Genomic DNA, 26794 nt, shown 5'->3' on the forward strand with positions numbered 1-26794 from the left:
ACAGGCTGCCTTCAGTTCCTATATGGGTCATCCAGACCCATTTTGCCAAGTATATGTGACTCAAGCCCTTCCATCAGCGTGGCATCCGGGTCACGGATATGATCATAGCCCAGAAGATGTAACAGCCCGTGAACAATGAGGTGGCACACATGATCTGCCATCGGTTTACCCGCAGCCTCCGCTTCGCGAGCGCAGGTTTCCCAGGCAATCGCAATATCCCCAAGCTCAACCGTCCCGTCAAATTCAGGCTCCGGCGGATAGGGCGCGCCCCCGGGTGTCTCTGACGCCAGATCAGCCGCAGGCCAGCTCAGGACGTTTGTCGGACCGGGTTTATCGCGGAAATCCGCGTTCAGTGCGGCGATACGCGCATCATCACAGCCCATCAGTGAAACCTGCGCATCGGGCGAAACGCCCACATGCTCCAGGGTCAGTGGCACAACACGTTCCGCAAGCGCCGCAAGCCCGAAGGCATCCCAGCGGGGATCCTCCGTCAGAACGTCGGGCATTGTCCCACCAGCAGCGGCATCACGACGGGCCGCCATCCGCCTCATAGGCCTCAATGATCGCCGCAACCAGCGGGTGGCGCACGACGTCTTTTGAGGTGAAGTAGTTGAAGCTGATATTCGGAATTGTCTTCAGCAGACGTTCAGCATCGGCAAGTCCGGACGCTGTCCCGCGCGGCAGGTCGATCTGTGTCCTGTCACCGGTGATCACCATACGCGAGCCTTCCCCCAGACGTGTGAGAAACATTTTCATCTGCATCGTCGTGGCGTTCTGCGCCTCGTCCAGCACCACAAATGCATTCGACAGAGTCCGCCCGCGCATAAAGGCAAGCGGGGCAATCTCAATCTGTTTTTCCTCGATCAGTTTCGACAGCTGCTTGCCGGGCAGGAAATCGCCCAGCGCGTCGTAAAGAGGCTGCATATAGGGATCAACTTTGTCCTTCATGTCACCCGGCAGAAAGCCCAGCCGCTCACCCGCCTCAACGGCAGGACGCGAAAGGATAATCTTGTCCACCTGCCCGGTAATAAACATGGAAACCCCGACTGCGACCGCGAGATAGGTCTTGCCGGTGCCCGCAGGGCCGATACCAAAAGCCAGCTCATTCTCAAAAAGCGACTGAACATAGGCCTTCTGGGCATCCGTGCGGGGCTCAACGCGCTTTTTGCGGGTCTGGATCTCGATCCGGCTGCCAATAGGCATCTCAAGCTGGTCGCCGTTTTCAGGCGCTGCTTCGTCAAACGGTCCCATCCGCAATTCGCGGTCCACATCTCCGGCTTCAACCGCCCGGCCACTTTCCAGCCGGGTGTAGAGCGCATGCAGCACGCGGGTCGCATCAGTCTGCGCATCCGTTTCGCCGATGACCGCCAGCTGATTGCCACGGCGCACGATCTGAACACCCAGCGCTGTCTCAATCTGCGCAAGGTTGGCATCATAGGGGCCACACAGATCGATCAGCAGCCTGTTGTCGGGAAATTCCACTGTTCCGCCTGGTGCTGCGGTCAGTGTATCTGGGGCACTCGGGTCACTGGGAGACAATAGCTGTTCCTTGCCGAAAAACTGGTCTGATCTGACGGTGCCAATTCCACGGCCCGGACGCAAGCGGTGCACTGCCGGATTCAGGTAACGTCAGTCAAAAAAACGGGTAACCGCCTCAGAAGTCTCAGATTCGCACGGCATAAAGGTCTGAACCGTTCGCGCGGGTGGTCCGTCAAAGCAGTTTTGCAGACAGCGAATTGCGTTTCGCCTCAACGATTCTCACAGGGACGAGGTCACCAACAGATGCCGCGCAGTCCTCAATATGGACCGCATGCAGGTATTCTGACTTGCCAACCATCTGCCCGTCGTGGCGACCCGGCTTTTCGACCAGGACTTTGACGTCCCGTCCGACCATACCTGCCTGAATGTCCTGCTGCTGGCGTGTGATCAGCGCCTGAATCCGCTGCAGCCGTTCATCCGCCTCGCCCGCATCCACCTGCGCCCGTTCTGCAGCAGGCGTGCCCGGACGCGTCGAGTATTTAAACGAATAGGCATAACCATAGTTCACCGCCTCGATCAGATCGAGCGTCGCCCGGAAATCAGCTTCGGTCTCTTCGGGGAAGCCCACGATAAAATCGCCCGACATCAGAATATCCGGCCGCGCCGCGCGGATTTTCTCAATCAGCCGCAGATAGCTTTCAGCCGTATGGCTGCGGTTCATGCGCTTCAGAATGCGGTCTGACCCTGATTGCACCGGCAGATGCAGGTACGGCATCAGCTTGCCGCATTCCGCGTGCGCAGCAATCAGATCGTCGTGCATGTCATTGGGGTGCGACGTGGTATAGCGGATACGCTCCAGCCCGTCGACGCCATCAAGCTGCCAGATCAGATCAGCGAGCGTCTGCTCGGTGCCATCGGCACCGGCGCCGTGATAGGCATTCACATTCTGACCCAACAGCGTGATTTCCCGCACCCCACGGTCGACCAGGTTATGGGCCTCATCCAGAATGCGGCTGACCGGACGGCTGACCTCAGCGCCGCGGGTATAGGGCACAACGCAGAACGCGCAGAACTTGTCGCAACCCTCCTGGACGGTCAGAAATGCCGATGGCGCGCGGCGCGCCATGGGACGCGCTTTGAGTTTCTCGAACTTGTCCTCTTCGGGGAAGTCCGTGTCCAGCGCCCGGTTTCCTCCGCGGACATGTTTCTCCATCTCGGGCAACCGGTGATAAGACTGAGGTCCCACCACCAGGTCAACCGCGGGCTGGCGCCGGATAATCTCTTCCCCCTCCGCCTGGGCCACGCATCCGGCAACGCCGATTTTCAGGTCCGGATTCGCCGTTTTCAGCGACTTCAGCCGGCCCAGTTCAGAGTACACTTTCTCTGCCGCTTTTTCGCGGATATGGCAGGTGTTCAGCAGGATCATATCCGCCTCGTCGGCGTTCTGCGTTTCCACATAGCCGCTGCCGCCCAGCGATTCCGCCATGCGTTCGCTGTCGTAGACGTTCATCTGGCAGCCATAGGTCTTGATAAAGAGCTTCTTGGGCGCAGTCATAGCACGGTATCCGGGTTCTGGGGTGTTCCGCGCTGAGTATCAGCCGCTGACGGGGCTTGCAATGCGCCGTGAATTGCCCGAATTTTGCACCCGGTCCCGGGAGAACGGCGGATGCGCTATCAGAGCCTGACAGAATTTCTTGAGATAGGTCGTCCGGCTCTCACAGACGGACCCGTCGCAATCATTCTGGTCGAGGACGACACCGAAACCGACACAACACTGCGGCACCACCAGCAGTGCGGGTTTGCCACCGTGATCGCCCTGATGCCGCCGCAGTTCCCGCTGCCACGCGATCTGCAGACCACCGTGCACCGCGTCGATTATGACGCCACAGCCTCGGGCGCAGCCGAACATGCGGTCAACAGTATTGCCGCGGCCGCAAAACCCGGCACCTGGATGTATTACTGCTACAATGCCGAGTACCTGTTCTTTCCTTTTTGCGAGACCAGGTCCGTCGGGGAAATGCTCGCCTTTCACACCGAAGAACGGCGTGATTCAATGCTGACCTATGTGATTGACCTTTACGCCGACGATCTCGGAAGTTTTCCGGATGCTGTATCGCTGGACCGCGCGCACCTTGACCGGTCAGGCTATTATGCGCTCGCCCGGCACGAAGTGGCAAAACCCGACACACCCAAAGACCGGCAACTGGATTTTTTCGGCGGGCTGCGCTGGCGGTTTGATGAACACATCCCACCTGCGCGGCGCAGGATTGACCGCATCGGCATCTTCCGCACCAGACCCGGGCTGGAACTGCGCCCGGATCACACTTTCTCGGACGAGGAATACAACACCTATGCCTGTCCCTGGCATCACAACCTGACGGCAGCCATCTGTTCCTTCCGTGCGGCCAAGGCACTGCGCACAAATCCGGCCAGCCGGTACGAGGTATCGGATTTCATCTGGCACAACTCCGCGCCGTTCGAATGGCATTCGCGCCAGTTGCTGGACCTCGGCCTGATGGAACCAGGCCAATGGTTCTGAAGCAGACACCGCGGCGCAGGCTGCCGCGCACCCTGACCCGCACGGCCAGCCGGAACATCCTGTGGAAATAATGTGCCTCAACGGGTGGGGCGGGAAACTGCACGAAGCGCTGCTGCCATATCTTTCCGAAGCAGCGCCCGACATTCTGTGCCTGCAGGAAGTTGTGCACAGCCCGGCCTGTGACCAGGACTGGCTGACATACAGAGACGGGGCGCATGTCCTGCCGCAGCGGGCAGATTTTTTCCGCGATGTCTGCGACGCGTTGCCAGAACACGCTGCATTTTTTTTCCCTGCCGCACAGGGTGTGTTGTGGCAGGGTGACACCCCTGTCCCCTCGCGATGGGGGCTCGCCACTTTTGTGCACCGGTCTTTGCCTGTGATCGGACAGACACAGGGCTTTGTGCACAAACACTATTCACCCGACGGTTACGGCGACCACCCCAGGTCCCGCAGCGCACATGGTGTGAGGGTTTTCGACCACAGCGCATCCCGCGCGGTCAGTGTGACCCATATGCATGGTCTGCGGGATCTGAGGGGCAAGATGGACACGCCTGAACGGGCAGAACAGGCGCGAAAGCTCATCGGTTTGTCACAGTCAGTATCGGAACCAGGGGACACGCGGGTTATCTGCGGTGACTTCAACGTGGAACCGGGCAGCGAAACCCTGAGCCTTCTCGCAGAGGCCGGGTTCACGGAACTGGTGACCCGCTTCGGTTTCGCGGGTACGCGGAGCACGCATTATCCCAAACCGGGCAGATTTGCGGACTACATGCTGATCAGTGACCCGGCCGCGGTGCAGTCATTTGACGTGGTTTCTGATCCGGAAGTGTCCGATCACTGCCCGCTTGTTCTGAGATTGTAGCTGATCCCCGACCCTGAAACGCCGGGCACTGTGTATTGCGGTCAACGCAGGTATGGAAACCAGTCCTCGCGCAGGCGCTGACCATCCACCATGCCATGATCAGGAAACGGTGGCGAGGTGGGACCGGGCCGGTCCACATACCGTGCATCATTTCCCACCAGACGCAACGAAAAGGCGCGGCGGCGTGTGCCGGATGTATTGCCCCGCGCACCATGCAGGGTGCGGAAATGAAAGGCCACGGCATCGCCTGGCTCCATGTCGAATTCCACAATCCGCATGCCTTCCGCCTCCGGGTCGGGCACAGGCATATAGGGTGCGGGGTCAAAAAAAGCGTCGCCCCTGGCCCAGCGCGTCGGCAGGACGTCCTTTTCCCACAGATGCGAGCCCGCGACGCAGCGCAGCGTCGCCTCGCGTACCGGGTCCAGCGGTGACCAGAAACTGATCGTCTGACGCCCTTGGACAAAATAATATGGTCCGTCCGAGTGCCAGGGCGTGGCCATCGACGTGCCCGGCTCTTTCACCAGAACGTGGTCGTGAAAAAGCTGTACCCTGTCCGACTGCATCAGCGCTGCCGCGACACCAGCCGCAGGCGATGTCTCCGCCACGCGGCGGAACGCCTCGATGCGTTGCCAGTTGCAGTAGTCGTCGAAAAACCGGCCCGTTTCGCCATCGCGCCTGTTCTCAGATGCAAAGGGGCCGGGTACGGCCATATTCTCCGCAATGCCCTGCCGCAGATCATCCACGTGATCTGCAAACAGGCCAGGCACCATAACGACGCCGTCCTGCGCAAAGGCGCTGATCATTTCGGGCGTGACAGCCGGCTGGTTCATTCTGTGGCCTTCGGGCGCGCGGTCGTCAGGATTTGCGACGCAGGCGGATGACCACATCAACAGAGGCGATTTCTGCGCCATCTGGTGCATCAGGCACCTGCGCAATCACAAGCTGGTCAGAGGGCGCGTCGGTCAGCCTGCCATCATCCTCCCAGTAGAAATGCGGATGATCATGCGTGTTCGTATCGAAATAGCTTTTGGACCCGTCCACGGTGACCTCCTGCACGAGGCCCACATCACAGAACGCACGCAGCGTGTTGTACACGGTCGCCAGAGACACAGCCTCGCCCTGGGATTTTGCCGCTTCAAAGAGGCTTTCAGCGGTTACATGGCGATGCTGACCATCGCCGATCAGAAGCGCAGCCAGCGTAACGCGCTGACGCGTGGGACGCAGCCCGCCTTTTGCCAGCCAGCTGGTACCGATCTCATGTTCCTGCGTGGTCATCGCACCCTCAATCCGCTTCTCCTTTCTATATAAAGGTTTCTGCGAACGATTTTCAATTCAAAACGGGCGCGCCGCTCTGCCGCAGGCAACAGGGATGCAACCGCCCGCGCACTTGCAGGACAGGCGGAGCCGGTGTTAGAGGGGTCAGAACGTCAGAAATACGTCAGGAGAGGCGTCAGAATGAGCCAGTACCCCACCAGTTTCGACAAAGAAGGTCTGCTGAAATGTGCCCGCGGTGAACTCTTTGGCCCCGGAAACGCGCAGCTGCCGGCCCCTCCGATGCTGATGATGGACCGCATCACAGATATTTCAGGCGACGGCGGCGAACATGGCAAAGGCCATGTGGTGGCCGAGTTCGATATCACGCCCGACCTGTGGTTTTTCGACTGCCATTTTCCCGGCAACCCGATCATGCCCGGATGCCTTGGCCTTGACGGCCTGTGGCAGCTCACAGGGTTCAATCTCGGCTGGCGCGGCTGGCAGGGGCGCGGCTATGCGCTGGGTGTGGGCGAGGTCAAACTCACCGGCATGGTCCGGCCTGACCGGAAAATGCTGACCTATTACGTGGATTTCACCAAAGCGATCCAGACCCGCCGCCTGACCATGGGCGTCGCCAATGGCCGCGTCGAAGCCGACGGCGAAGTGATCTACCAGGTCACGGATATGAAAGTCGCCCTATCCGAGAACTGACCCGGCCTGTCTGACCAAGATTTCGCCCCTTGCCCGCTTTGCGGGACCTTGCTGCGGTTCGCTGCAGGCGTGCCAACGGCGGCTTTCGGCTGCGATGCCGGAATAAGTGATCCTGGTGCTCGCTTTTCAGTCGCCGAAGCCCGTATCTGACCTTAGGGCACAGAGGTTACCGTCAGGATCGGCAAACTCAGCAGTTATTCCCCAGGTGTGCTCGAAGACCTGCACATTGATGCCCTTGTTTCTGAGCGCGGCGCTAGTTTCCCGAACATCCGGAACGTTGAAGCGGAATTTAGTCGGGTTTTGCTTTATTGTTTTTGCGCCGTCAGAGGCGGTGCCGCCTGACTCGACCATCAGATATATATCGCCCAACAGGAAGGTGGTCAGTCTTTCGCCGGGACGATCAATCACATGCAATATTTCCAGTTCAAGCGCCCATCTGTAAAACGCCACACACTTTTCGTAGTTCTCTGTGAAGAGAATTATCCCTGCCATTGTGAATTTCATGTTTCCCTGCTTTCTCTTTTCAGGCTGGCGACGCGCGTCTGTCACTGAGCCTAGAAGCTCAAGTAAGGTTTAGATCAAGCACTAAATTTCCAGAGGCCAGACATCGCATGGGATCAAAGTGCAGACACAGATATATGGCGCTGCACTCGACAACCTGGCCTCAAAGCAGCCCTCCAGGTATCCGTCGCACCCTCAGCAAATACTGACCCGCCCCTGCAGCCTAACCGCTTGCCCGTATGCCAGTGCTGACTTACACAGGCGTTGTACTGCAGAAGGAATGCGCCCATGCGCCGCGTCGTCGTTACAGGGGTGGGGATCGTCTCATCCATCGGGAACAATGCTGAAGAAGTTCTCGCCTCGCTCAAAGCCGGAACCAGCGGCATTGTGGCCAGCCCCGAGATGGCAGAACACGGGTTCCGCAGCCAGGTCGCCGGCACGCTCAAAATCGACGTGTCAGAGCATATCGACAAACGCACCCTGCGGTTTATGGGCCCCGGGGCAGCCTATGCCTACATCGCGATGGGACAGGCGATCGCGGATGCAGGTCTGGACGAGGACGTGATTTCCAATCCGCGCACGGGTCTTGTTGCCGGCTCAGGCGGCCCATCGACATCCGCGATGCTGACCGCGCATGAGGTTGTAAAGAACACCGGTGCCACAAAACGGATCGGCCCTTTTGCTGTGCCGAAGTGCATGTCCTCAACCGTCAGCGCCAACCTGTCCACAGCCTACAAGATCAAGGGTATCAATTATTCAATCACCTCGGCCTGTTCGACCTCGCTGCACTGTATCGGCAATGCGGCTGAGCAGATCATGCTGGGCAAACAGGATGTGATGTTCGCCGGTGGTGGTGAGGAGCTGGACTGGACGCTGTCCTGTCTCTTTGACGCGATGGGCGCGATGAGCAGCAAGTACAATGACACACCCGAGCTGGCCAGCCGGGCCTTTGACGCCAACCGCGACGGGTTCGTGATCTCCGGCGGTGGCGGCATCGTAGTGCTGGAAGACCTGGATCATGCCCTGGCGCGGGGTGCGAAAATATACGCCGAGGTTACTGGCTATGCGGCGACATCCGATGGCCACGACATGGTCGCACCCTCTGGCGAGGGGGGCGAAAGGGCGATGCGTCTGGCTCTCAGCACACTGCCTGAGGGTCGCAAAGTGGATTACATCAATGCCCACGGCACCTCGACACCCGTAGGGGATGTTGGCGAGGTCGAAGCCGTTCGGCGCGTCTTTGGCGAGGGCAGCACACCGCCCATCAGCTCCACCAAGTCGATGACCGGACACGCCCAGGGGGCCGCGGGCGCGCTGGAGGCGATCTTCAGCCTGCTGATGCTGGACAACGACTTCATCGCCCGCTCCATCAACGTGATCGATCAGGACCCTGCGATCAACGACGGCGAGATCGCGCGCGAAACGGTGGAAAACGCCGGGCTCGATTCTGTTATGACCAATTCCTTCGGCTTTGGTGGCACCAACGGATCAATGATCCTGTCGAAATACAAAGGCTGAGAGGGGTTCACATGTCCGGTCTTCTTGCAGGAAAACGCGGCCTTATCATGGGCGTGGCGAACGAACGCTCCATCGCCTGGGGCATCGCAAAAGCGATGTCCGAGGCGGGTGCTGAACTGGCCTTTACCTACCAGGGCGACGCCTTTGGCAAACGCCTTGAACCTCTGGCGCAGTCCGTGGGCTCGGATTTCATGGTCGATGTGGACGTCACTGACGATGCTTCGCTGGATGCCGCTTTTGAAGCCCTTGGCGCGCGTTGGCCGACGATTGATTTCGTGGTGCACGCCATCGCCTTTTCAGACAAGAACGAACTGACCGGCCGGTTCCTGAATACCAGCCGTGCAAACTTTAAAAACTCGATGGACATCAGCGCGTATTCCTTCATCGAAATCGCGCGTCGGGCGCATCCCATGATGACGGAGAACGGGGGCACGCTTCTGACCCTCACCTATATGGGCTCCAACCGCGTGACACCGAACTACAACGTCATGGGCGTGGCCAAGGCCGCGCTGGAAAGTGCGACGCGCTATCTGGCAAACGACCTCGGTCCCGAAGGCATCCGCGTTAACGCCATCTCGCCAGGCCCGATGAAAACGCTTGCGGGCGCGGCAATCGGTGGCGCGCGGCGGACATACAAGCATACGGATGAGAACGCGCCCCTGCGTTCCAACGCGACCCTTGAGGCCGTCGGAGGAACAGCCGTTTATCTGGCATCTGATGCGGGTGCCTGCACGACCGGTGAGGTCATCCGTGTGGACGGCGGCTTTCATGTGCTGGGCATGCCACAGGCAGACAACCTCTGATCCCGTTCGGAGGGTGAGGTTCCGCCGACACCTCTCCATGATTGTGCCCAACTCGCGCCCGAATTCGGTGGCATGGTTCTTGCCATGAAACCGAATCTGACCAAAAAAGACTATCGCCAGATTACCTGCGTGCAGCGCGGACAAAAGGCGCGTTACCGGGCCAGAATGCTGATCCCGGTGACTGCGGTGATGTTCTCCACAGCCCTCTGGTCTGATCCGGTTGCCCAGCCGCAGATGCGCCTGCAGTTTGAAAGCGCAAAGCTCATGGCTCAGGTCGCAATGGACGGCGGTACGTTCCGGGAGATGGCAGCCGCCGCACACAGCGCAAAACTGCCAGACATGCCTGGAAAAGCGAAACTGGCCGGCCTTCCTGCTGCACGTCTTTCGGATTCAAAAATCAGGGTCAACCGTCCCTGATCCTGCTGTCATGCCGCCGGGTCAGGCGGCGTCGATGCGCATCAGTTCAATGTCGAACTTCAGATCCTGTCCCGCGAGCGGGTGGTTCGCATCGAGTGTTACAGTCGCCTCATCAACCTCAACCACCATCACCGGCATGGCCTGTCCGGTCGGGGTCTGCATCTGCAGCTGTGTACCCACTTCCAGCGGGATATCGTCCGGGATGCCTTCACGCGGCACCGACTGCCGCATTTCAGGGTTCAGCGGGCCATAGGCATCAGCACAGGGGATATCGACCACTTTTTTGTCGCCCACTGCCATGCCCGGCAAAGCCACATCAAGCCCCGGTATGATCTGGCCTGATCCAACAACAAACTCCAGCGGATCGCGCCCGTCTGAGCTGTCAAAAGTGGTGCCGTCCAGCAGAGTGCCGGTGTAGTGAATGGCGACAGTATCGCCCGATTTTACCTGGGTCATATGCAGTCCTGTGTTTTCGGGAAAGGTGGCGGAGGCCGCGTATCTGCGCGGGTGCTCTCGGGCTCGCCCAAGCCTGCCCGTGCAGGGTCGCAGAGTAAAGGCAAAAATCATATGATTTGGCCTTTCAGAGGCCGACCAGGCGTGACAGTGTACGTTCAGCGCGATGAGAGGACAGAAGATGACTGTCACGACCTGTATCTTTGACGCCTATGGCACACTTTTCGACGTCAGTGCAGCAGCCCGGCAGGCGGCTGCTGAACCGGAGTTTGAACGGATAGCGGGCTGCTGGCAGGCTATTGCGGAACACTGGCGGCTGAAACAACTGCAGTACACATGGCTGCGTGCGGTCGCGCATGCCCATACCGATTTCTGGACCGTAACCGGCGACGGGCTGGAATGGGCTCTCGAACGAAACGGTTTTGCCGGGGACACCGTTTTGTATGATCGCCTGATGGCGCTTTACCGCGAACTGCAGGCCTATCCGGAAGTGCCGGAGATGCTTGCCGCACTGAAAGCCGGAGGCATGAACACAGCCATCCTGTCAAATGGTGCGCCTGATATGCTGGCTGCAGCCGTTGCTTCCGCAGGTATCGGTGACGTGCTCGATGACACGCTGTCAGTCGAAAGCGTCGGCGTCTTCAAGCCTGATGCCCGGGTTTACGATCTGGTGTGCCAGCGGTTCGGATGCGAAAAATCGCAGGTGCTCTTTGTGTCATCCAATGGCTGGGACGCCGGTTGTGCGACCGGCTACGGCTTTACGACTGCCTGGGTGAACCGGGCAAAAGAACCAGTTGATCGCTTGCCCTGGCGGCCCGCCCATATAATTCCCGACCTGACCGGTATTCCGGCACTGGCGGGTGCGTAGTGCCGGCTTTTCTTTCTCATGATGGTCTGAAAATCTACTACTCGGACGAGGGCGACGGGCTGCCGCTTCTGTGTCTTGCCGGGCTGACCCGCACCACAGCGGATTTCGACTATGTGATGCCGCATCTCCGGGGATGTCGTGTTATCCGCATGGATTACCGCGGGCGTGGCCATTCCGACTGGGATAAAAACTGGCACAATTATTCCCTGCCGGTCGAATGCCGGGACGTGCTGACGCTGCTCGATCATCTGCAGGTGCCACGGGTTGCTGTCCTCGGCACGTCGCGGGGTGGCCTGAACGCTATGGGTCTTGCCATGACGCACAAAGACCGGCTGCTCGGTGTGGCGCTGAACGATATCGGGCCCGAGCTCGACCCTTCTGGTTTGTCGTTTATCATGAGCTATCTGGGACGGAATCCCGGTGCCAAGAACCATGTGGATGCCGCCAGAAGTCTTGAGCGCTCGATGACCGCTTTTCGTGACGTGCCCTTTACCCGCTGGATGGAAGAGGCGATCAAACACTTTCGGAAAACTCCCGCGGGTCTGGCAATTACCTATGACCCCCGCCTGCGCGATGCTGTCGAGGCACAGGGCGCGCAGGCCGCACCGGACCTGTGGCCCTTTTTCGACGCACTGGACGGCCTGCCGCTGGCTTGTCTGCGTGGCGAGCACTCTGACCTCCTCAGCGCAGATACACTTGCAGAAATGCAGCGCAGGAGGCCGGATATGATTGCCGCGACTGTCATGGGGCGCGGACATATCCCCTTTCTCGACGAACCTGAATCCGTCGCAACCCTTCAGACGTGGATCAACAGCCTGAAATGAACATCGACATGATACGTGCGGCGCAGAAGCGTATTGCGGGGCACATTCGCAGAACGCCTCTGCTGAACTCGCCGTTCATCGACGAAATGGCCGGGCGGCGCGTCTGGATCAAACCCGAATGCCTGCAGCACACCGGCAGTTTCAAATACCGCGGCGCACGGGCTGCCGTCTCTGCTCTTTCAGAGGCGGAACTTGCGCGGGGCGTCATCGCGTATTCAAGCGGGAACCATGCGCAGGGTGTGGCCCTTGCCGCGCGCGAACACGGCGCAACAGCCGTGATCATCATGCCCGCTGATGCGCCCAGGGTCAAAATTGACAACACCCGGGCACTCGGCGGCGAAGTGGTACTCTATGACCGCGCAGCCGGAGAGGATCGCGACGCACTTGGCGCCGAGTTGTCGGCATCCCGCGGCCTGACCCTTATCCGGCCTTTTGACGAACCTCAGGTGATCGCCGGTCAGGGTACTGCGGGCCTTGAAATTGCGGATCAGGCAAGGGAAGCAGGGATAAGCGATGCTGATGTCGTGGTCTGTTGCGGCGGTGGCGGTTTTGCCTCTGGCATCGCGCTCGCGCTCGAAGCAGAGGCACCGGGCCTGCGCGTCCGGCCCTGCGAGCCTGCCGGATTTGACGACATGGCCCGCTCACTTGCCACAGGCCGGCAGTGCAGAAACGCGACACCATCGGGCAGTCTGTGCGATGCGATCGTTTCGCCACAACCAGGCGAACTCACCCTGCCCGTCCTGTTGCGACTGGCAGGTCCGGGACTGGTTGTGACCGACAACGAAGCGCTCAGCGCGATGGCGGCAGCCTTCAGCCACCTCAGACTTGTGGCCGAACCGGGCGGCGCTGTTGCACTTGCAGCAGCACTCTTCCGCCAGGACGAGATTGACGGCGACGACGTCATCGTCACAATCTCCGGCGGCAATGTGGACGCCGGCGTGTTTCAGACCGCTCTGCACCGAAACATGGCCTGACAAAACAAACGGGGAGGTCACATGCTGACAGCTGATCTGGGCGATGTCCGCCTGCACTACCGCATCGACGGGCCCGAAGATGGCCCTCCGGTGGTTTTTGCAAACTCACTCGGGACGGATATGCGCCTGTGGGATCCGGTGTTGCCATTACTGCCCCGGGGCCTCCGGATGATCCGTTACGACAAACGCGGTCATGGTCTGTCGACCTGTCCGCCGTCTCCCTACACCATGGGTGCGCTGGTCACGGATGTTGAAAAACTCCTCGATCATCTGGGCGTAAGGGACTGCGTTTTTGTCGGGCTGTCGATCGGCGGGATGATTGCACAGGGGCTCGCCGTCAAACGCCTGGACCTTGTGCGTGCGATGGTTCTGTCGAACACCGGCGCAAGGATCGGCAATGCGGATCTCTGGGCGGAACGTATCGCCGGCGTCCGGGCCGGTGGCATCGAGAGCCTGGCGGACGCCGTGATGGAACGCTGGTTCTCGCGCAGTTTCCGGGACACACCGGAACTGGAGCTGTGGCGCAACATGCTGACCCGCCAGGAAGACGAAGGTTATATCGGCTGTTCGGCAGCGATTTCCGGAACGGATTTCTATACGACAACCGCCAGCCTGCGCCTGCCGACGCTGGGCATTGCCGGCAGCGAGGACGGGTCGACCCCACCGGACCTGGTGCGCGAGACGACCGATCTTGTGCCTGGCAGCCGGTTTCACCTGATCCGCGGTGCCGGTCATCTGCCCTGCGTGGAAAACCCACGCGCATACGCGGATGCTCTGACCGGTTTTCTGCGCGAGGTCGGTCATGTCTGAAACGACGGCTAGGGCTGCGATCTGACCATGGCGGCGAGCGTTTTCGACACCCCGCTTTACGCCAGCCTGTTCCCGACAGGTGAAACGGGCCGCCTGTTTTCCGACAGTGCCGCGTTGCGGGCCATGCTGCTGACCGAGGGCGCGCTGGCCAAGGCCCAGGCGCAGGCCGGTCTGATCCCTGAGCTGAGCGCCGCCGCCATCCAGCGGGCGACGCTGGAGATTCAGGTTGATCCCGGCGCGCTCACCCGCGCAACCGGCACCAATGGTGTCTGCGTGCCCGCCCTGGTCGAGGCGTTTCGCGCCGAGATGAATGCCCCGGAACATGCGCAGTTCGTGCACTGGGGTGCGACCTCGCAGGATATCATTGACACCGGTCTGATGTTGCGGCTGCGCCAGGCCCTGCTGCTGGCCGAAGAAGATCTGCGCCACATCCTGAACGTGCTGGCAAAAGCGGCCACCGAACATGCAGAAACGCCGATGGCGGCACGCACCTATGGACAGCTGGCAACGCCAACCACCTGGGGCGCTGTACTCGCTGGCTGGGGAATGCCGCTGGCGGATGCGCTGGAGGCCCTGCCCGGGCTGCGCGACAGCAGCCTCTGGGTATCGCTTTCCGGTGCTGCCGGCACCGCGTCAGAGCTGGGTGATGACCCTGGCGCGCTCCGGGCAGAACTGGCCGCAGGCCTGGGTCTTGGGGACCCACGCCGCAGCTGGCACACAGATCGCAGCCCTGTGCTGCGGATCGCAGGCTGGATGTCCGGCGTTACTGCGACGCTGGGCGCGATGGGGCACAGCCTGACAGGCCTTGCCACGGGTGGCCTTGGCGAAGTTCGCCTGAGCGGTGCGGGTGCATCGTCGACGATGCCGCAGAAACAGAACCCGGTCGGGCCCTCGGCGATGACCGCGCTGTCCCATCAGACGGCAGGCCTGCTGAGCAGCCTGCAGACATCAGCGGTGCACCAGCACCAGCGGGACGGGGCCGCGTGGTTCACCGAATGGATGGTACTGCCACAGATTGTCCTTGGCTGCGCTGCAGCTCTGCAGATTGCGCGAACCGTCACTGCAGCCCTGGAGCCGGACACCGCCGCTATGCGGCATACGCTGGAGCGTGACGGCGGGATGATACATGCCGAAGCACTGAGTTTTGCTCTGACCGCAAGGATGTCGCGTCCGGAGGCGCAGGCTGCCGTCAAAGAACTTTGCAGGGACGCACGTTCCAGCGGCACGCCACTGGACGTTCTTGCCCGCATGCGCTGGCCAGATCTGTCCCCTGACCTCTTTGATCTGCGCGGTGCAACCGGTCAGGCGCCCGCGGAAGCACGCGCTTTTGCAGACCGCATAGCCGGGATGTGATTTTGCGCCCTGCAGTCCTTTTCATTCTGGTCACTGTCATGATCGACGCCATGGGAATTGGCCTCATTATCCCCGTCATGCCTGACCTCATCCAGGAAGTCCGCGCGGGCGACCTTGCCGAGGCTGCTCTGTGGGGTGGTCTGCTCTCGACGGTTTTCGCTGTGATGCAGTTCCTGTTCGGGCCGGTCCTCGGCGGCCTGTCAGACAGATTTGGCCGTCGTCCCGTTTTGCTGGTCTCACTGGTGATCATGGCGCTCGATTACCTGGTAATGGCCGTCGCCGGCAGCATCTGGTTGCTGCTGGTCGGTCGTGTGGTCGGAGGCATCACCGCTGCGACCCAGTCCACCGCCAACGCCTATATGGCGGATATCTCCGGACCCGAAGACCGAGCCGCCAACTTTGGCCTGGTGGGGGCAGCTTTCGGGGTCGGTTTTGTTCTTGGCCCTCTGATCGGCGGACTGCTGGCCGGGTATGGCACGCGTGCGCCGTTCTATGCCGCGTCCTTTCTGGCCCTGCTGAACTTTGGCTTTGGACTTTTCGTGCTGAAGGAGACAGTGACTGACAAAATCCGCCGGCCCTTTCGCTGGTCGCGGGCCAATCCGCTGGGCAGTCTGAAACAGCTCCGCAGACTGCCCGGCATCGGTCCGATGCTGATGGTGTTTTTCATCTACCAGGTGGCTTTTATGGTGTATCCCGCTGTCTGGTCCTTTTTCGGCAAAGAACGATTTGGATGGGATCCTCAGACAATCGGGCTGAGCCTTGCGCTTTTCGGCATTATGCTGGCCATCGTGCAGGGTGGCCTGATCAGGCCGGTCCTGCGAATCCTCGGGGAGCGTGGCACCGTTGTATACGGCCATGTGTTCGACATTCTTGCCTTTCTGGCGCTTGCCTTTGTCACCAACGGAACGCTGGCATTGATCCTGACACCACTTGCGGCTCTTGCCGCAGTTATCACACCGGCTCTGCAGGGTATCATGTCCAAAGCAGTGGGCGCTGATGCACAGGGCGAACTGCAGGGGGCGCTGACTTCGCTTTCGGCACTCGCAATGATCTTTTCCCCGATGATCATGACGGCCACTTTTGCGACGTTTACAGCCGATGATGCCCCGGTTTATCTGCCCGGCGCACCCTTTCTGTTTTCTGCAGGTCTGATTGTACTGGGCCTGGCAGTGTTTGTAATGCGGAGTAAAGCAGCCGCAGGGCCAGACTGAAGCGACAGACCCTGTCGTCTTCAGGCTTGCAACCCGGCGGCCACGACGACAGGCTGGCGGAAAAGCAAAGGCGCATCGCCGCCCACAGAAAGTGACAGTTTATGCAGACAATCAAAGCCGCAGTGTGCCACAGTTTTGGCGACCCCCTCGTGGTCGAGGACATTCACCTCAGGGCACCGCAGGCAGGTGAAGTCGAAGTGACCCTGAGCGCCGTTGCAATCTGCCATTCGGACATATCCTATGCAGACGGCGCATGGGGCGGGTCCCTGCCCGCGGTTTACGGCCATGAAGCTGCCGGCGTTATTTCGGCAACAGGCGATAACGTCACCGGGCTTTCAGACGGGGACAGTGTCATTGTCACGCTTATCCGGGCCTGTGGGAGCTGCGGTAACTGCGCATCCGGCAAACCGACCATCTGCGAAACCCCTTACGACGGCGACCACGGGCCGATCACAACGACAACAGGGGGTAAGCTGCATCAGGCTATGGCCTGCGGCGGCTTCGCCGAGAAAGTTGTCGTCGATCAGAACCAGGTCGTCCGCATCAGCCCGGACATCTCCAAAGAGGCTGCCTGCCTGGTGGCCTGCGGCGTGATCACCGGCGTGGGCGCGGTTGTGAATGCCGCTGGCCTGCGGGCTGGTCAGGATGTTGTCGTCATCGGCGCCGGGGGCGTCGGGCTTAATGCGATCCAGGGTGCGCGCATCGCCGGTGCCCGCCGGATTATCGCGGTCGATATGAGTGAGGAGAAACTGCAGACTGCGCGCGACTTCGGCGCAACCGACGGGGTCCTTGCAACGTCGGACAAACCATGGCGCGCAGCGATCAGCGCCATGGGCGGGCGCGGCGCCGATGCCGTGATTGTAACCGTCGGCGCCATTCCCGCCTATGATCAGGCCCCAAGATATCTTGGCGCAGGCGGCAAAGTCATCATGGTCGGCATGCCGCATTCCGGCGCGCTGTCGCGTTATGAGCCGGTTATGCTGGCTGCGACAGGTCAGGGCATGACCGGATCAAAGATGGGCGACGTGGTCATCCAGCGGGATATTCCGTGGATGGTGGACCTCTATTCTCAGGGTCGTCTGAAGCTTGATGAACTGATCTCAGGACGCTGGACGCTGGATCAGATCAATGAGGCGATTGCCGACACCAGAACCGGTGGCGCCCGGCGCAATGTGATCGTTTTCGACACCTGACCGCCAGTGCGAAAGGACAGCCGATGAAGCTCCGCGACCTTGATGTGATTGTGACCGCACCGCCCGTCCCGGGCTGGGGTGGCCGCTACTGGATTCTGGTCAGGGTCACCACTGACAACGGCATTACGGGCTGGGGCGAGTGCTATGCATCATCTGTCGGACCTGAGGCGATGCGGCATGTCATCAAAGACGTTTTCCACCGCCATATGGCAGGTGAGAATCCGGAAAACATCGAGCTTATGTTCCGCCGCGCCTACTCTTCGGGCTTTACTCAGCGGCCGGATCTGACCGTCATGGGGGCATTCTCAGGTCTCGAAATCGCGTGCTGGGATATTCTTGGCAAGGCCCGGGAAAGACCGGTCTGGGCGCTGCTCGGCGGTATGATGAACGACCGGATACGCGCCTATACATACCTTTACCCACTGCCCGAACATGACCTCGCGGCCTTCTGGACCTCGCCCGACATGGCCGCCGAAAGCGCCCTCGCCATGGTGGACAAGGGCTATACTGCCGTGAAATTCGACCCCGCCGGGCCCTACACGATGCGCGGCGGGCACATGCCTGGCATGCGCGACATCAGCCAGTCCGTCGCTTTCTGCAAAGCCATCCGCGAGGCGGTGGGCGACCGCGCCGATCTGCTCTTTGGCACCCATGGCCAGTTCACCACCGCAGGGGCCATCCGGCTGGGTCAGGCGCTGGAACCCTATTCCCCGCTGTGGTTCGAAGAACCGATCCCGCCCGACGCAGCAGAGGAAATGGCAAAGGTCGCGCGCGCCGTGCGTATCCCCGTGGCCACCGGCGAACGGCTGACCACAAAGGCCGAATTTGCACCTGTGCTGCGCAGTGGTGCCGCCACGATCCTGCAACCGGCGCTCGGCCGCGCGGGCGGTATCTGGGAAGTGAAGAAAATCGCCGCCATGGCGGAAGTCTACAACGCGCAGATGGCACCACACCTCTATGCCGGACCAGTTGAATGGGCGGCCAATGTACATCTCGCGGCTTCAATCCCCAATCTGCTCATGGCCGAAACCATCGAAACACCCTTTCACGACAGTCTGATCCGCAGCACGATCCGGGTTGAGGATGGGTTCATCACCCCGCCGCAGACGCCTGGTCTTGGCATCGACCTGGACGAGGAACTGGCGCGCGCTCATCCCTGGACGGGTGACGGCCTGCATCTGCAGATGCAGGAAGAGCCGTGCGACTATGTCAATGGCAATGACTTTGAAGGTGGTGCCCCTGCACCAAGGGACTGACAGCGTCCGGGCGCTTTGCCTCGTTGGCTGACGACGTGCCCGGCGTGTTTCGCAGGTAAAGTTCTGCTTTTACCTTGATTTCTAGGTATTTATCAGCAGGCCAGTAACGGCTCTGAAACCCGGCATAAGTTTTTTTGGCCTCTCATCACCAGAGTGGCTGAAAATTGGCATGGTTTAACGAAAAACGACTGCGTGTGCTTGTTTGCCTGCTCTGCGCGACACTTGTCGGCGCCGGTTACTTTGTTGCGTCCAACTACAAGGTTATGATGAACGAGACCTCGCAGCGACAGCAGCTCATAGACATGACCAATGCTTTCACAAAAGCATTTTCGGTGCACCGCGACGAAGACAATCTGGTGCCCGCCACCTTCCGCCGTATCGGCATCCAGGAATTCACGGACAACGTCAAAAGCAGTGTCGATGTCCGGGCAACCGCGTCCACAATGCGCATGCCCGGCACCCCCGGCCTGGAGCTGGAAACCGTTGAAGAAGACGCTCATATACGGTCTCTCATTGAAGAAATGGCACAGGCGGATACGCCCGCGGCTCACAATGAGCACCTCTGGCAGAACGGGTTGTTTATCGGACGGACCATCATCCCCTCCATCGCTTCGTCCGAAAGCTGTGTTGCCTGCCACAACGCGGCACTTGGACAGGAAATCTACAGCGTCGGGGATGTTATGGGCGCATTTGTTGTGGAAACTGACCTGACCGGTTCCGTCACGCAAAGCGCGGTCTACGGACTGGCGACGGTGCCCTTTGTCGGTATGCTGGTCTTTGCAATCATCACGCAGCAGGCGCAGCGGTCGGCACGAACTGTAACGGCGCTCAAACGACAGGTGACCGCCGAAAAGAACCAGCGAAAAGCGGAAGAACAGGCCAAATTCCTCGCATCACACGATGCACTGACCCAATCGGCCAACCGCAGCATGTTCAACGACCGGCTCGACGCGGAAATCACACGTGTAAAGGAAGGTGCGGTTGCCGATGTGATCATCTGTCTGCTGGATCTCGATGACTTCAAGCTGATCAATGACTCCATGGGCCATGATGCGGGCGACGCAGTGCTCGTCACGATTGCAGAACGCCTGCGGGAGGTGATTGAACCCGAAGGCGGCCTTGTAGCACGGTTTGGCGGTGACGAATTTGCGGTGGTACTGGCGCCAGACCGGCCCGGTTCTGATGTCCTGGTGCTGGCACAGCAGCTTGTCGATACAATCCAGCAGGAATTCAGATTTGGTCAGGCCATGTTGCGCCCTGGCTGCTCCATCGGAATAGCACAGCTTTCCGAGGTAAATGGCAACAGCAACGCAGCTCTTATGAAAGCCGCAGACGTCGCTCTTTATGCGGCCAAGGGCGCCGGCAAATCCTGCTTCCAGGTATTTGACGAACCGCTCCGTGCCAAAATGGGCCGCAAGATGGAGCTGATCTCGGAATTACCCCGCGCCATAGCAAAAGACAGCATCCGTCCGGTATTGCAGCCGAAGATCAACCTGCGCACAGGCGAGTTGGTAGGGTTTGAAGCCCTCGCGCGCTGGCGTCTGGGCGACGATGATATAGCACCTTCGGAGTTCATTCCGCTGGCCGAGGAAAGCCGTCTGATCGAACAGGTTGACTTCCACATTATGAAAGAAGCCGCAGGTTTTGTCTCCCGCGCCTCACAGAGGCCTGGCACCTCAGTCGGCCTCGCCGTGAATCTCAGCACTATTGATCTGCGAACGTCGGAGTTCGTTGAAAAAGTTCTCGATGTTCTGCTGGAGACAGGGTTGTCGCCTTCCCGGCTGACGCTCGAAATTACCGAAAGTGTCTTTATGCGCAACTGGGAACAGGCACGTCATACTCTGGAACAGCTGCGCAAGGCTGGTGTGAAAATTGCCCTTGATGATTTTGGTACCGGATATTCATCTCTGTCATATGTGCTGGAGTTCCCGTTTGATGAAATCAAGATCGACAGATCCCTGGCAAAGGATGTGACACGGATCGAACAGAACCGGGGAATGCTGATCCACCTGACACGCATGTTTCATGATCTTGATAAAACAGTGACCATCGAGGGGGTGGAAACGTGGGAACAGACACAGCTTCTTATGGAGATTGGCGTTCACGTGGCCCAGGGTTTCTATTTTTCACCACCGCTTGAGCTGGATCAGGCTCTGACGCTTCTGTCAGATCTCGGGAGCGATGTTCCCGACGTATCAGGTGCCGGCTGAATACCCGGGGAACACGCTGTGCGCCGCACAGGCAAAGTTCAGAAGCGCATTTCACCCGACACCGGTCCGGCCAGACGGCATCGCCGCCAAAGCAACAGATCGTTTCAAATCAAAGGGCACAAAAAGACCTGAAATTCAGGTCCGCGCTGCTTCAAAGGCGGCCCATGCTGCCTCAAACTCCTCAAAACTGATCTGCCTGCCCTTTACCGCTTCAAAGACAATCGATTCAGACCGCATGAGCGTCGCAACCGCATCCGCCAGTTCCGGCACCACGTCGTCGGGGACGGTTACGGCGCCATGGCGGTCCGCATGTACCAGCGCGCCCGGCGCCACTGTCATACCATGGACCACGACGGGTTGATCAAAATCCACAACATGCACGAAACCATGACTTGGGCCGACTGATCCGGCGACCACAGGAAATCCTTCCGGCAGATCGCCCAGATCACGCATGACGCCATCTGTCAGCGCACCAGACAAGCCAAACGCCTTGTGGATGTTGGTGTTGACCTCGCCCCAGTAGGCGCCGATCGCATCCGGAACGTCCAGATCCTGAACCACGGCCACACCCGGTCGGGGCCCCTCTGACATGTATCTGTAATAGGCCATGCGACGTGCGCGGATAACATCTGCAGGCTCGGCTGGCGGACTGACCGCCTGAATGCGCGCTGTCCTTGCGTAGCCCACCACAGCACCGCTGTCAGGCGCCGAGCACAGCATCGTGCCACGGGTAAAGTCACTGAAGCCCCGTTTGCCCTGTGCCACTTCAATGGCATTGCAAACGGTGGGTGTATCGACCTTTCGCAGCAGTTCCAGCAGTGATGCGTCCATCATCGCGTCTCCGCAAGTCTTGCGCCCTCGGACAGCGCACTCAGTTTCGCATATGCAATTTCCGGGTCTACGGCACCGAAACCGGCAAAAGTACCGAAACCGCAATCTGACCCGGCGATCACACGGTCCGGCCCGACGATGCCGGTAAACCGCTCGATCCGCTGGGCGACCACTTCAGGGTGCTCGACAAAGTTTGTTGTCGTGTCCACGACACCGGGCACCAGTATCTTATTGTCCGGAATGTCTTTGCGGCGATCGCGGAACACTGTCCATTCATGGGCGTGCCGCGGATTGGATGTTTCAAAAAGCACATAGCGCGCTTTGGCCGACATCAGCGTATCGAAAACCTTGTCCATGCCGATGTCACAGGTATGCGGCCCTTCGTAGTTTCCCCAGCATATGTGAATGCGAACCCGGTCTTCGGGTACGTTCTGCAGCGCGTGATTGAGCGCTTCGACGTGGCTGTTGGCGATGTTGACAAATTCCGCATCCGAAAGATCGTTGAAAAGCATGTGGCGGGACAGGGCCAGATCGGGACAGTCCAGCTGCAGATCAAGACCTGCGCCGACGATTGTCTCATACTCTTCGCGCATCGCATCTGCCAGCGCTGCCAGATAAGCTTCGCGGGTGGCATAGTGTTCATTCTGCAGGAAAAGAGAGATCACCCCCGGGCTGGCGGCATTCATAAAGCCACGTTCTGCGCCATGTTCCGCCATTCCCGCTTTCAGATTTGCGATGTCTTTTTCCAGCTCGCCCTGCCCTTTCGAACGGACCTCACCGGTACACATCGGCCGCGCATACTGTGGGGTGCCGCCCTCGTCTGCCAGCCTTTTCAGAAATGTCGGAAACTGCCTGAGATCGGCAGGCGCGTTGCGCTTGCTGTCACCGGAAAAGCCGGTGTAGCGATCCTTGACGTAAGTGGCATAGGAAATCTTGGAAGTTTCACCATCACTGACAATACCGACACCGGCTTCGACCTGACGCCGTACCGTTTCGGAAACTGCAGTGGTCATCGTCGCATCAAAATCAGACTGGTCATAGGTTTCGCCGTTCTCACGGGCAAAGATGAAATCGACAACGTCCTGGGATCGCGGGAGACTGCCAACGTGGGTGACGGGAATATTCATGGTTCAGTCTCCGGTCCAGGTCTGGCCAGCGGGATCCCCCGTGGCCACGATGTGATAAAGACCGGCATCACCAGTCATCGAGGGCATGGCGTTGTGCATCAGGTTTTCCGGAACAGACATTGTGTCGCCGGGTGCAAGCGTCGCCGCGCCCCCTTCCCATGTCACACGCCAGTGACCACGGACAGGCATCAGCACAGACGGCCGGTCATGGCTGTGCATCGTTTCGCCTGCAGAGCCACGGGTAACAAAATCAACTTCGAAACCCGGCCTGTCCCGCAGCATACCTGTCTCGCCGATAACCTTGACAGGCTTGCGGTCCGCCATGGCATGCATATCCCAGTAGCGCGCCACATATCCGGGCACCACATCACCGGATACTGGCTCCGGATAGGTTTTGAGTTCGTCATCGGACAGCAAAGGCATCGGTTTCACTCCTTCCGGAAGGGTCTGCCCCTTTTTACTGTCGTAGAGTTTGCCCTCTTCTGACAGGATCAGGCCGTGTGCACGTGCGTCCTCGATGACCTGCGGTGCCCAGATCACGCCCCCTCCGGCGTCGTCACCGCCCAGGATCGCCATGATCATTCCGTAGTCATTGCCGATATTCTCAAATCCGCGGAAAATCCCTGTTGGGATATTAAAGATATCTCCCTGCTCCAGAACGACTTCACCGGCATCGCCCCGGCGCCCCCAGAAAAAGCGCCAGCGGCCTGACAGGACAAAAAAGACCTCTGCCGTGCGGTGACTGTGCAGACTGTTGCGACATTTCGGCGGCTGGCCCGCAGCACCGATGTTGAAGCCATGGGGCAAAGCGATATGCACATGCTGATCAGGGCTCTCTGACACGCCACCGCCGATAATCGTAAAGTTTTCCTTCTGGTCGCTGCCCGGGGTGTGTGCGTCGATAAAAGCGGTCTTGCAGGGCTGCAGATCGCCATAACGCACAATGCGGTTTTCCATCTCGGATGGGGTCATGTCTCTTCTCTTTCTTTGTCGGCACGCAACCGGGCCAGTTCGGCCTCCAGTTCTGCGTTCCGGGTTTCCAGTCGTTCCAGCTCGGGTGCAACCAGGGCTGCAATTTCGCTGGTGTCAAATCGCGGCGTGATATACTGAGGACAGTTCCAGTCAAAGGCCTTCACGCGGATAAGCACGATGCGTTCAACGCGCCCCCCGCCTTCGGTCGCCAGTTTTTCAGCCAGTGCCGGATCGGCATCTGCCGGGATCATCGAGGCATGTCCCTGCAGTTTCAGACGGGCCTTGCGCGGATAGTCCATCGCGAACAGCGACACCCGGGCGTCGCTGCGCAGATTGCCGGAAGTAATATACTGTGCATTGCCCCGGTAGTCCGCGAACCCGACCGTGTTCTCATTCAGCACCTTCAGAAAGCCATGCGGCCCTCCACGGTGCTGGACATAGGGCCACCCGTTTTCGGAAACGCTTGCGATGTAGACGGACGTGCGCGAAGCGATAAATGCACTTTCATCGGGTCCCAGCGCTCCGGGTGCGGCACGTTCGGCAATGCGCTCGCACATCTCACGGGAACCACGCGCACGCTGTTCGGCCTGGACGGCCGGGGTGAACATCAGTTTGCCGTAGCTTTCCACCGGTCAGCCCGTCTGCAGGAGGATCTGTTTCCAGACCGCCGTCTCGTCATAGATGACATATTCACGTCTCAGACCCCACGGCCCGAATTCGGCGTGGCAGATACCCATCAGATAAACATCCACACCCGTCGGCGCGCCAAATGTGCCCCAGCCGCTGTGTTTGCCGGTCAGTGACCAGCGCAGAGCAGCGCGCGGCGGCATCAGAGGATCATCCCGACCGATCTGGTGATCAATCTGAAAGACCGCATCGGGAAATGATGCACGCAGACCCATCCAGAACTGATCGACTGCCGGATGGCTGTGCGCGCTGATACCGCCCGGATACTCGGCATGAACAGCCCGGTCATATTCCGCCGGTATCGCCGCCATATCCGCCCCCATGATCCGGGTCAGGATATCGGCATATTTCTGACCCCATTCATTGTCATTGCCACGCCCCCTGTAGGGCCCCGGCTGATCAATCGCCGGGCTGAACGGGCGGACACAGTTTTCCGGTCCACCTTCTTCTTCGATCAGGTTGGCGGCGTAGCGTTTCGGATCAACACCCAGCTGGCGGACAATCGCGCCCTGATCCCGGATCAGCCACTCGTCGTTGATCTGATTGTTGATGGCATGACAGTCAGCAAGGATGCGGTAAACCAGCGGCCTGCCCGTGGCTTTGCCGTAAACTCCATCCCGCGCGTGCGTCGCGGTACTCAGCAAACGATGCGACGACAGCATCCCCTCTTCGGGCGTGCCGGACCAGATCACATCCTCGCCGAGCAGGGTACGGTCCGGGAATTCCGCCAGCGTCGCCATCGTTGCCCCGATGACATTCTGGTTGCCCACCACAACTGACGCAGGCGTGCGCACCACAATATCATCAGAGTAGTACCGGTGGAGCGTGGCAATCCCACGGTCTTCCCATATCTCTTTTGTGATCCCCAGAATGTAGTCGGGAAAATCTCTGAATTTAGGGTCGAAACCTTTCACGGTACTATTCCTTTGGTTTGCGGGCAGAGCCGCGGACAATCAGTGGTCCGTCGAGGGCCACGCGTCTCGGAGCGGTATCGTTGTCGGAAAGCCTGTCCATCAGAACACTCACCGTCTCAGCAACCATCCGGTTGGCAGGTTGTCTTACCGTCGTCAGATCATAGCTGGGCCAGCGCGCGAGGGTCACGTCATCATAGCCGACAACAGAGACATCACCCGGCACCGAAAGACCCAGCTCAAAACGCAGCACATCCATCACAGCAAAGGCCATATGGTCGTTGGCGACGAATACAGCATCGGGGCGCTCTGACCGGCTGAACATTTCGCGTGCTACGGCGCGGGCCTTCTCGAAATCGAAATCCGCTGCACGGCGGGCAAAAAGCGTCTGGCCTGCGTCCCTGAGGCCATCCATGAAGCCTGCCTCGCGGTCGATCTGGGTCGAGGCTCCTTCCCATCCCGCGATATGTGCAATGCGCCTGTGTCCGCCGGCCACAAGAAACTCCGCCAGTTTGCGCCCGCCTGCAACGTTGTCCGATGTGACACTGGACAGCCTGTCGTCATACTGGTGCCTGTTAAACAGCACGATGGGTATGCCCAGACCTTCGCAGCGTTCCGTCAGATCGTTGGACAGACCGACAGAGGCCGCGATGATTGCATCCACCTGATAGTCAAGGAGTTCGTCAATCACCGTCTGTGTGGCCTCGTGATCATTGGAGGCCATAAAGACCAGCACATGATAGCCCTCAGACTGCAGTGCCTTGGAAAGACGCTCGATCGCCTCGGGATAAAACTGGTTTTCCAGATAGGCCACCACCAGACCGATGATCCGGCTGCGTCCCGTAATCAGACTGCGCGCAATGACGTTTGGCCGGTATCCCAGCTGGGCTGCGGCTTTACGCACTTTTTCAGCTGTCCGTTTGCTGACTGACGCACCCGGCGTGAAAACACGGCTGACAGCCGAACGGCTGACACCTGCCTTTTCAGCAACTTCGAGAGAGGTCACCTTACCCATGGCACCTCTCCGACG

28 protein-coding genes are annotated in these 26794 nt (G+C 59.7%); 15 read left to right on the plus strand and 13 right to left on the minus strand.

Annotation, left to right across the window (positions count from 1 at the left end; genetic code table 11):
- Nucleotides 1–11: 11 nt before the first annotated feature.
- The 3 genes from ybeY to miaB all read right to left on the minus strand — a co-directional run bounded on the left by ybeY (nt 12) and on the right by miaB (nt 3034).
- Complete coding sequence (gene ybeY, locus Q0792_RS08515; RefSeq protein WP_298838965.1) at nt 12–506, minus strand: rRNA maturation RNase YbeY; 495 nt, start codon at nt 504–506, stop codon at nt 12–14.
- A gap of 19 nt (nt 507–525) precedes the next feature.
- Nucleotides 526–1539, minus strand: coding sequence for a PhoH family protein (locus Q0792_RS08520; protein WP_298838967.1), 1014 nt, complete (start codon nt 1537–1539; stop codon nt 526–528).
- Nucleotides 1540–1711: 172 nt separating this feature from the next.
- A complete protein-coding gene (gene miaB, locus Q0792_RS08525) occupies nt 1712–3034 on the minus strand; it encodes a tRNA (N6-isopentenyl adenosine(37)-C2)-methylthiotransferase MiaB (protein WP_298838969.1) in 1323 nt (440 codons plus the stop codon).
- A 111-nt stretch (nt 3035–3145) separates the two neighbouring features.
- Here miaB and Q0792_RS08530 point away from each other — a divergent pair, with 111 nt between their 5' ends.
- Complete coding sequence (locus Q0792_RS08530; protein WP_298838970.1) at nt 3146–4018, plus strand: hypothetical protein; 873 nt, start codon at nt 3146–3148, stop codon at nt 4016–4018.
- 70 nt (nt 4019–4088) lie between these two features.
- Entirely contained in the window at nt 4089–4880 is a 792-nt protein-coding gene (locus Q0792_RS08535; protein ID WP_298841785.1) for an endonuclease/exonuclease/phosphatase family protein, read from the plus strand.
- 41 nt (nt 4881–4921) lie between these two features.
- Here Q0792_RS08535 and Q0792_RS08540 read toward each other — a convergent pair whose 3' ends face one another.
- A complete protein-coding gene (locus tag Q0792_RS08540; RefSeq protein WP_298838972.1) occupies nt 4922–5710 on the minus strand; it encodes a phytanoyl-CoA dioxygenase family protein in 789 nt (262 codons plus the stop codon).
- Between the two features lie 25 nt (nt 5711–5735).
- The gene (gene irrA, locus Q0792_RS08545) at nt 5736–6155 is read right to left on the minus strand and encodes an iron response transcriptional regulator IrrA (protein ID WP_298838975.1); all 420 of its coding nucleotides are present in this window, start codon (nt 6153–6155) and stop codon (nt 5736–5738) included.
- Nucleotides 6156–6335: 180 nt separating this feature from the next.
- On the opposite strand from irrA, the gene fabA reads away from it, so the two are divergent.
- On the plus strand, nt 6336–6845 hold the full coding sequence (gene fabA / locus Q0792_RS08550; protein ID WP_298838978.1) for a bifunctional 3-hydroxydecanoyl-ACP dehydratase/trans-2-decenoyl-ACP isomerase: 510 nt from the start codon (nt 6336–6338) through the stop codon (nt 6843–6845).
- Nucleotides 6846–6971: 126 nt separating this feature from the next.
- On the opposite strand, the gene Q0792_RS08555 is transcribed toward fabA, so the two are convergent.
- Nucleotides 6972–7349 carry a VOC family protein gene (locus Q0792_RS08555; RefSeq protein WP_298838981.1) on the minus strand — a complete coding sequence of 126 codons (378 nt, stop codon included), beginning with the start codon at nt 7347–7349 and terminating at the stop codon, nt 6972–6974.
- 285 nt (nt 7350–7634) lie between these two features.
- On the opposite strand from Q0792_RS08555, the gene fabB reads away from it, so the two are divergent.
- The 3 genes from fabB to Q0792_RS08570 all read left to right on the plus strand — a co-directional run bounded on the left by fabB (nt 7635) and on the right by Q0792_RS08570 (nt 10084).
- The gene (fabB, locus tag Q0792_RS08560) at nt 7635–8864 is read left to right on the plus strand and encodes a beta-ketoacyl-ACP synthase I (protein WP_298838984.1); all 1230 of its coding nucleotides are present in this window, start codon (nt 7635–7637) and stop codon (nt 8862–8864) included.
- 11 nt (nt 8865–8875) lie between these two features.
- On the plus strand, nt 8876–9667 hold the full coding sequence (locus tag Q0792_RS08565) for an enoyl-ACP reductase (protein WP_298838987.1): 792 nt from the start codon (nt 8876–8878) through the stop codon (nt 9665–9667).
- An 84-nt stretch (nt 9668–9751) separates the two neighbouring features.
- Nucleotides 9752–10084 carry a hypothetical protein gene (locus Q0792_RS08570; protein WP_298838990.1) on the plus strand — a complete coding sequence of 111 codons (333 nt, stop codon included), beginning with the start codon at nt 9752–9754 and terminating at the stop codon, nt 10082–10084.
- A gap of 21 nt (nt 10085–10105) precedes the next feature.
- Here the strand turns inward: Q0792_RS08570 and Q0792_RS08575 are convergent, their stop codons facing one another.
- Nucleotides 10106–10540, minus strand: coding sequence for a peptidylprolyl isomerase (locus tag Q0792_RS08575; RefSeq protein ID WP_298838993.1), 435 nt, complete (start codon nt 10538–10540; stop codon nt 10106–10108).
- A 178-nt stretch (nt 10541–10718) separates the two neighbouring features.
- Here Q0792_RS08575 and Q0792_RS08580 point away from each other — a divergent pair, with 178 nt between their 5' ends.
- The 9 genes from Q0792_RS08580 (at nt 10719) to Q0792_RS08620 (ending at nt 21236) form a co-directional block, all read left to right on the plus strand.
- Nucleotides 10719–11405: a haloacid dehalogenase type II gene (locus Q0792_RS08580; protein ID WP_298838995.1), complete on the plus strand. Its 687-nt coding sequence runs from the start codon at nt 10719–10721 to the stop codon at nt 11403–11405.
- Nucleotides 11405–12229 carry an alpha/beta hydrolase gene (locus Q0792_RS08585; RefSeq protein WP_298838996.1) on the plus strand — a complete coding sequence of 275 codons (825 nt, stop codon included), beginning with the start codon at nt 11405–11407 and terminating at the stop codon, nt 12227–12229. Before Q0792_RS08580 ends, Q0792_RS08585 begins: the two co-directional genes overlap by 1 nt.
- Nucleotides 12226–13203, plus strand: coding sequence for a threonine/serine dehydratase (locus Q0792_RS08590; protein WP_298838999.1), 978 nt, complete (start codon nt 12226–12228; stop codon nt 13201–13203). Before Q0792_RS08585 ends, Q0792_RS08590 begins: the two co-directional genes overlap by 4 nt.
- 21 nt (nt 13204–13224) lie before the next feature.
- The gene (pcaD, locus tag Q0792_RS08595) at nt 13225–14013 is read left to right on the plus strand and encodes a 3-oxoadipate enol-lactonase (protein ID WP_298839002.1); all 789 of its coding nucleotides are present in this window, start codon (nt 13225–13227) and stop codon (nt 14011–14013) included.
- Between the two features lie 27 nt (nt 14014–14040).
- Nucleotides 14041–15366, plus strand: a complete 1326-nt coding sequence (locus tag Q0792_RS08600; RefSeq protein WP_298839005.1) for a lyase family protein — start codon at nt 14041–14043, stop codon at nt 15364–15366.
- Nucleotides 15367–15368: 2 nt separating this feature from the next.
- On the plus strand, nt 15369–16577 hold the full coding sequence (locus tag Q0792_RS08605; protein WP_298839007.1) for a TCR/Tet family MFS transporter: 1209 nt from the start codon (nt 15369–15371) through the stop codon (nt 16575–16577).
- A 101-nt stretch (nt 16578–16678) separates the two neighbouring features.
- Nucleotides 16679–17770, plus strand: a complete 1092-nt coding sequence (locus Q0792_RS08610) for a Zn-dependent alcohol dehydrogenase (RefSeq protein ID WP_298839009.1) — start codon at nt 16679–16681, stop codon at nt 17768–17770.
- Nucleotides 17771–17793: 23 nt separating this feature from the next.
- Nucleotides 17794–19026, plus strand: coding sequence for a mandelate racemase/muconate lactonizing enzyme family protein (locus Q0792_RS08615; protein WP_298839012.1), 1233 nt, complete (start codon nt 17794–17796; stop codon nt 19024–19026).
- 164 nt (nt 19027–19190) lie between these two features.
- On the plus strand, nt 19191–21236 hold the full coding sequence (locus Q0792_RS08620; RefSeq protein WP_298839014.1) for a bifunctional diguanylate cyclase/phosphodiesterase: 2046 nt from the start codon (nt 19191–19193) through the stop codon (nt 21234–21236).
- Between the two features lie 135 nt (nt 21237–21371).
- Here Q0792_RS08620 and Q0792_RS08625 read toward each other — a convergent pair whose 3' ends face one another.
- The 6 genes from Q0792_RS08625 to Q0792_RS08650 are packed head-to-tail and all read right to left on the minus strand — an operon-like array spanning nt 21372 to nt 26779.
- Nucleotides 21372–22067, minus strand: coding sequence for an RraA family protein (locus tag Q0792_RS08625; RefSeq protein WP_298841793.1), 696 nt, complete (start codon nt 22065–22067; stop codon nt 21372–21374).
- Nucleotides 22067–23194, minus strand: coding sequence for a cobalamin-independent methionine synthase II family protein (locus Q0792_RS08630; protein ID WP_298839016.1), 1128 nt, complete (start codon nt 23192–23194; stop codon nt 22067–22069). The genes Q0792_RS08625 and Q0792_RS08630 overlap by 1 nt, the downstream gene beginning before the upstream one ends.
- A gap of 3 nt (nt 23195–23197) precedes the next feature.
- A complete protein-coding gene (locus tag Q0792_RS08635) occupies nt 23198–24166 on the minus strand; it encodes a cupin domain-containing protein (protein WP_298839019.1) in 969 nt (322 codons plus the stop codon).
- Entirely contained in the window at nt 24163–24795 is a 633-nt protein-coding gene (locus Q0792_RS08640) for a pyridoxamine 5'-phosphate oxidase family protein (RefSeq protein WP_298839022.1), read from the minus strand. Before Q0792_RS08640 ends, Q0792_RS08635 begins: the two co-directional genes overlap by 4 nt.
- A 3-nt stretch (nt 24796–24798) precedes the next feature.
- Nucleotides 24799–25767, minus strand: coding sequence for a nuclear transport factor 2 family protein (locus Q0792_RS08645; protein ID WP_298839025.1), 969 nt, complete (start codon nt 25765–25767; stop codon nt 24799–24801).
- 4 nt (nt 25768–25771) lie between these two features.
- Entirely contained in the window at nt 25772–26779 is a 1008-nt protein-coding gene (locus tag Q0792_RS08650; RefSeq protein WP_298839028.1) for a LacI family DNA-binding transcriptional regulator, read from the minus strand.
- Nucleotides 26780–26794 lie beyond the last annotated feature (15 nt).

This window comes from uncultured Roseobacter sp. (assembly GCF_947495025.1).
GTDB lineage: Bacteria > Pseudomonadota > Alphaproteobacteria > Rhodobacterales > Rhodobacteraceae > Roseobacter.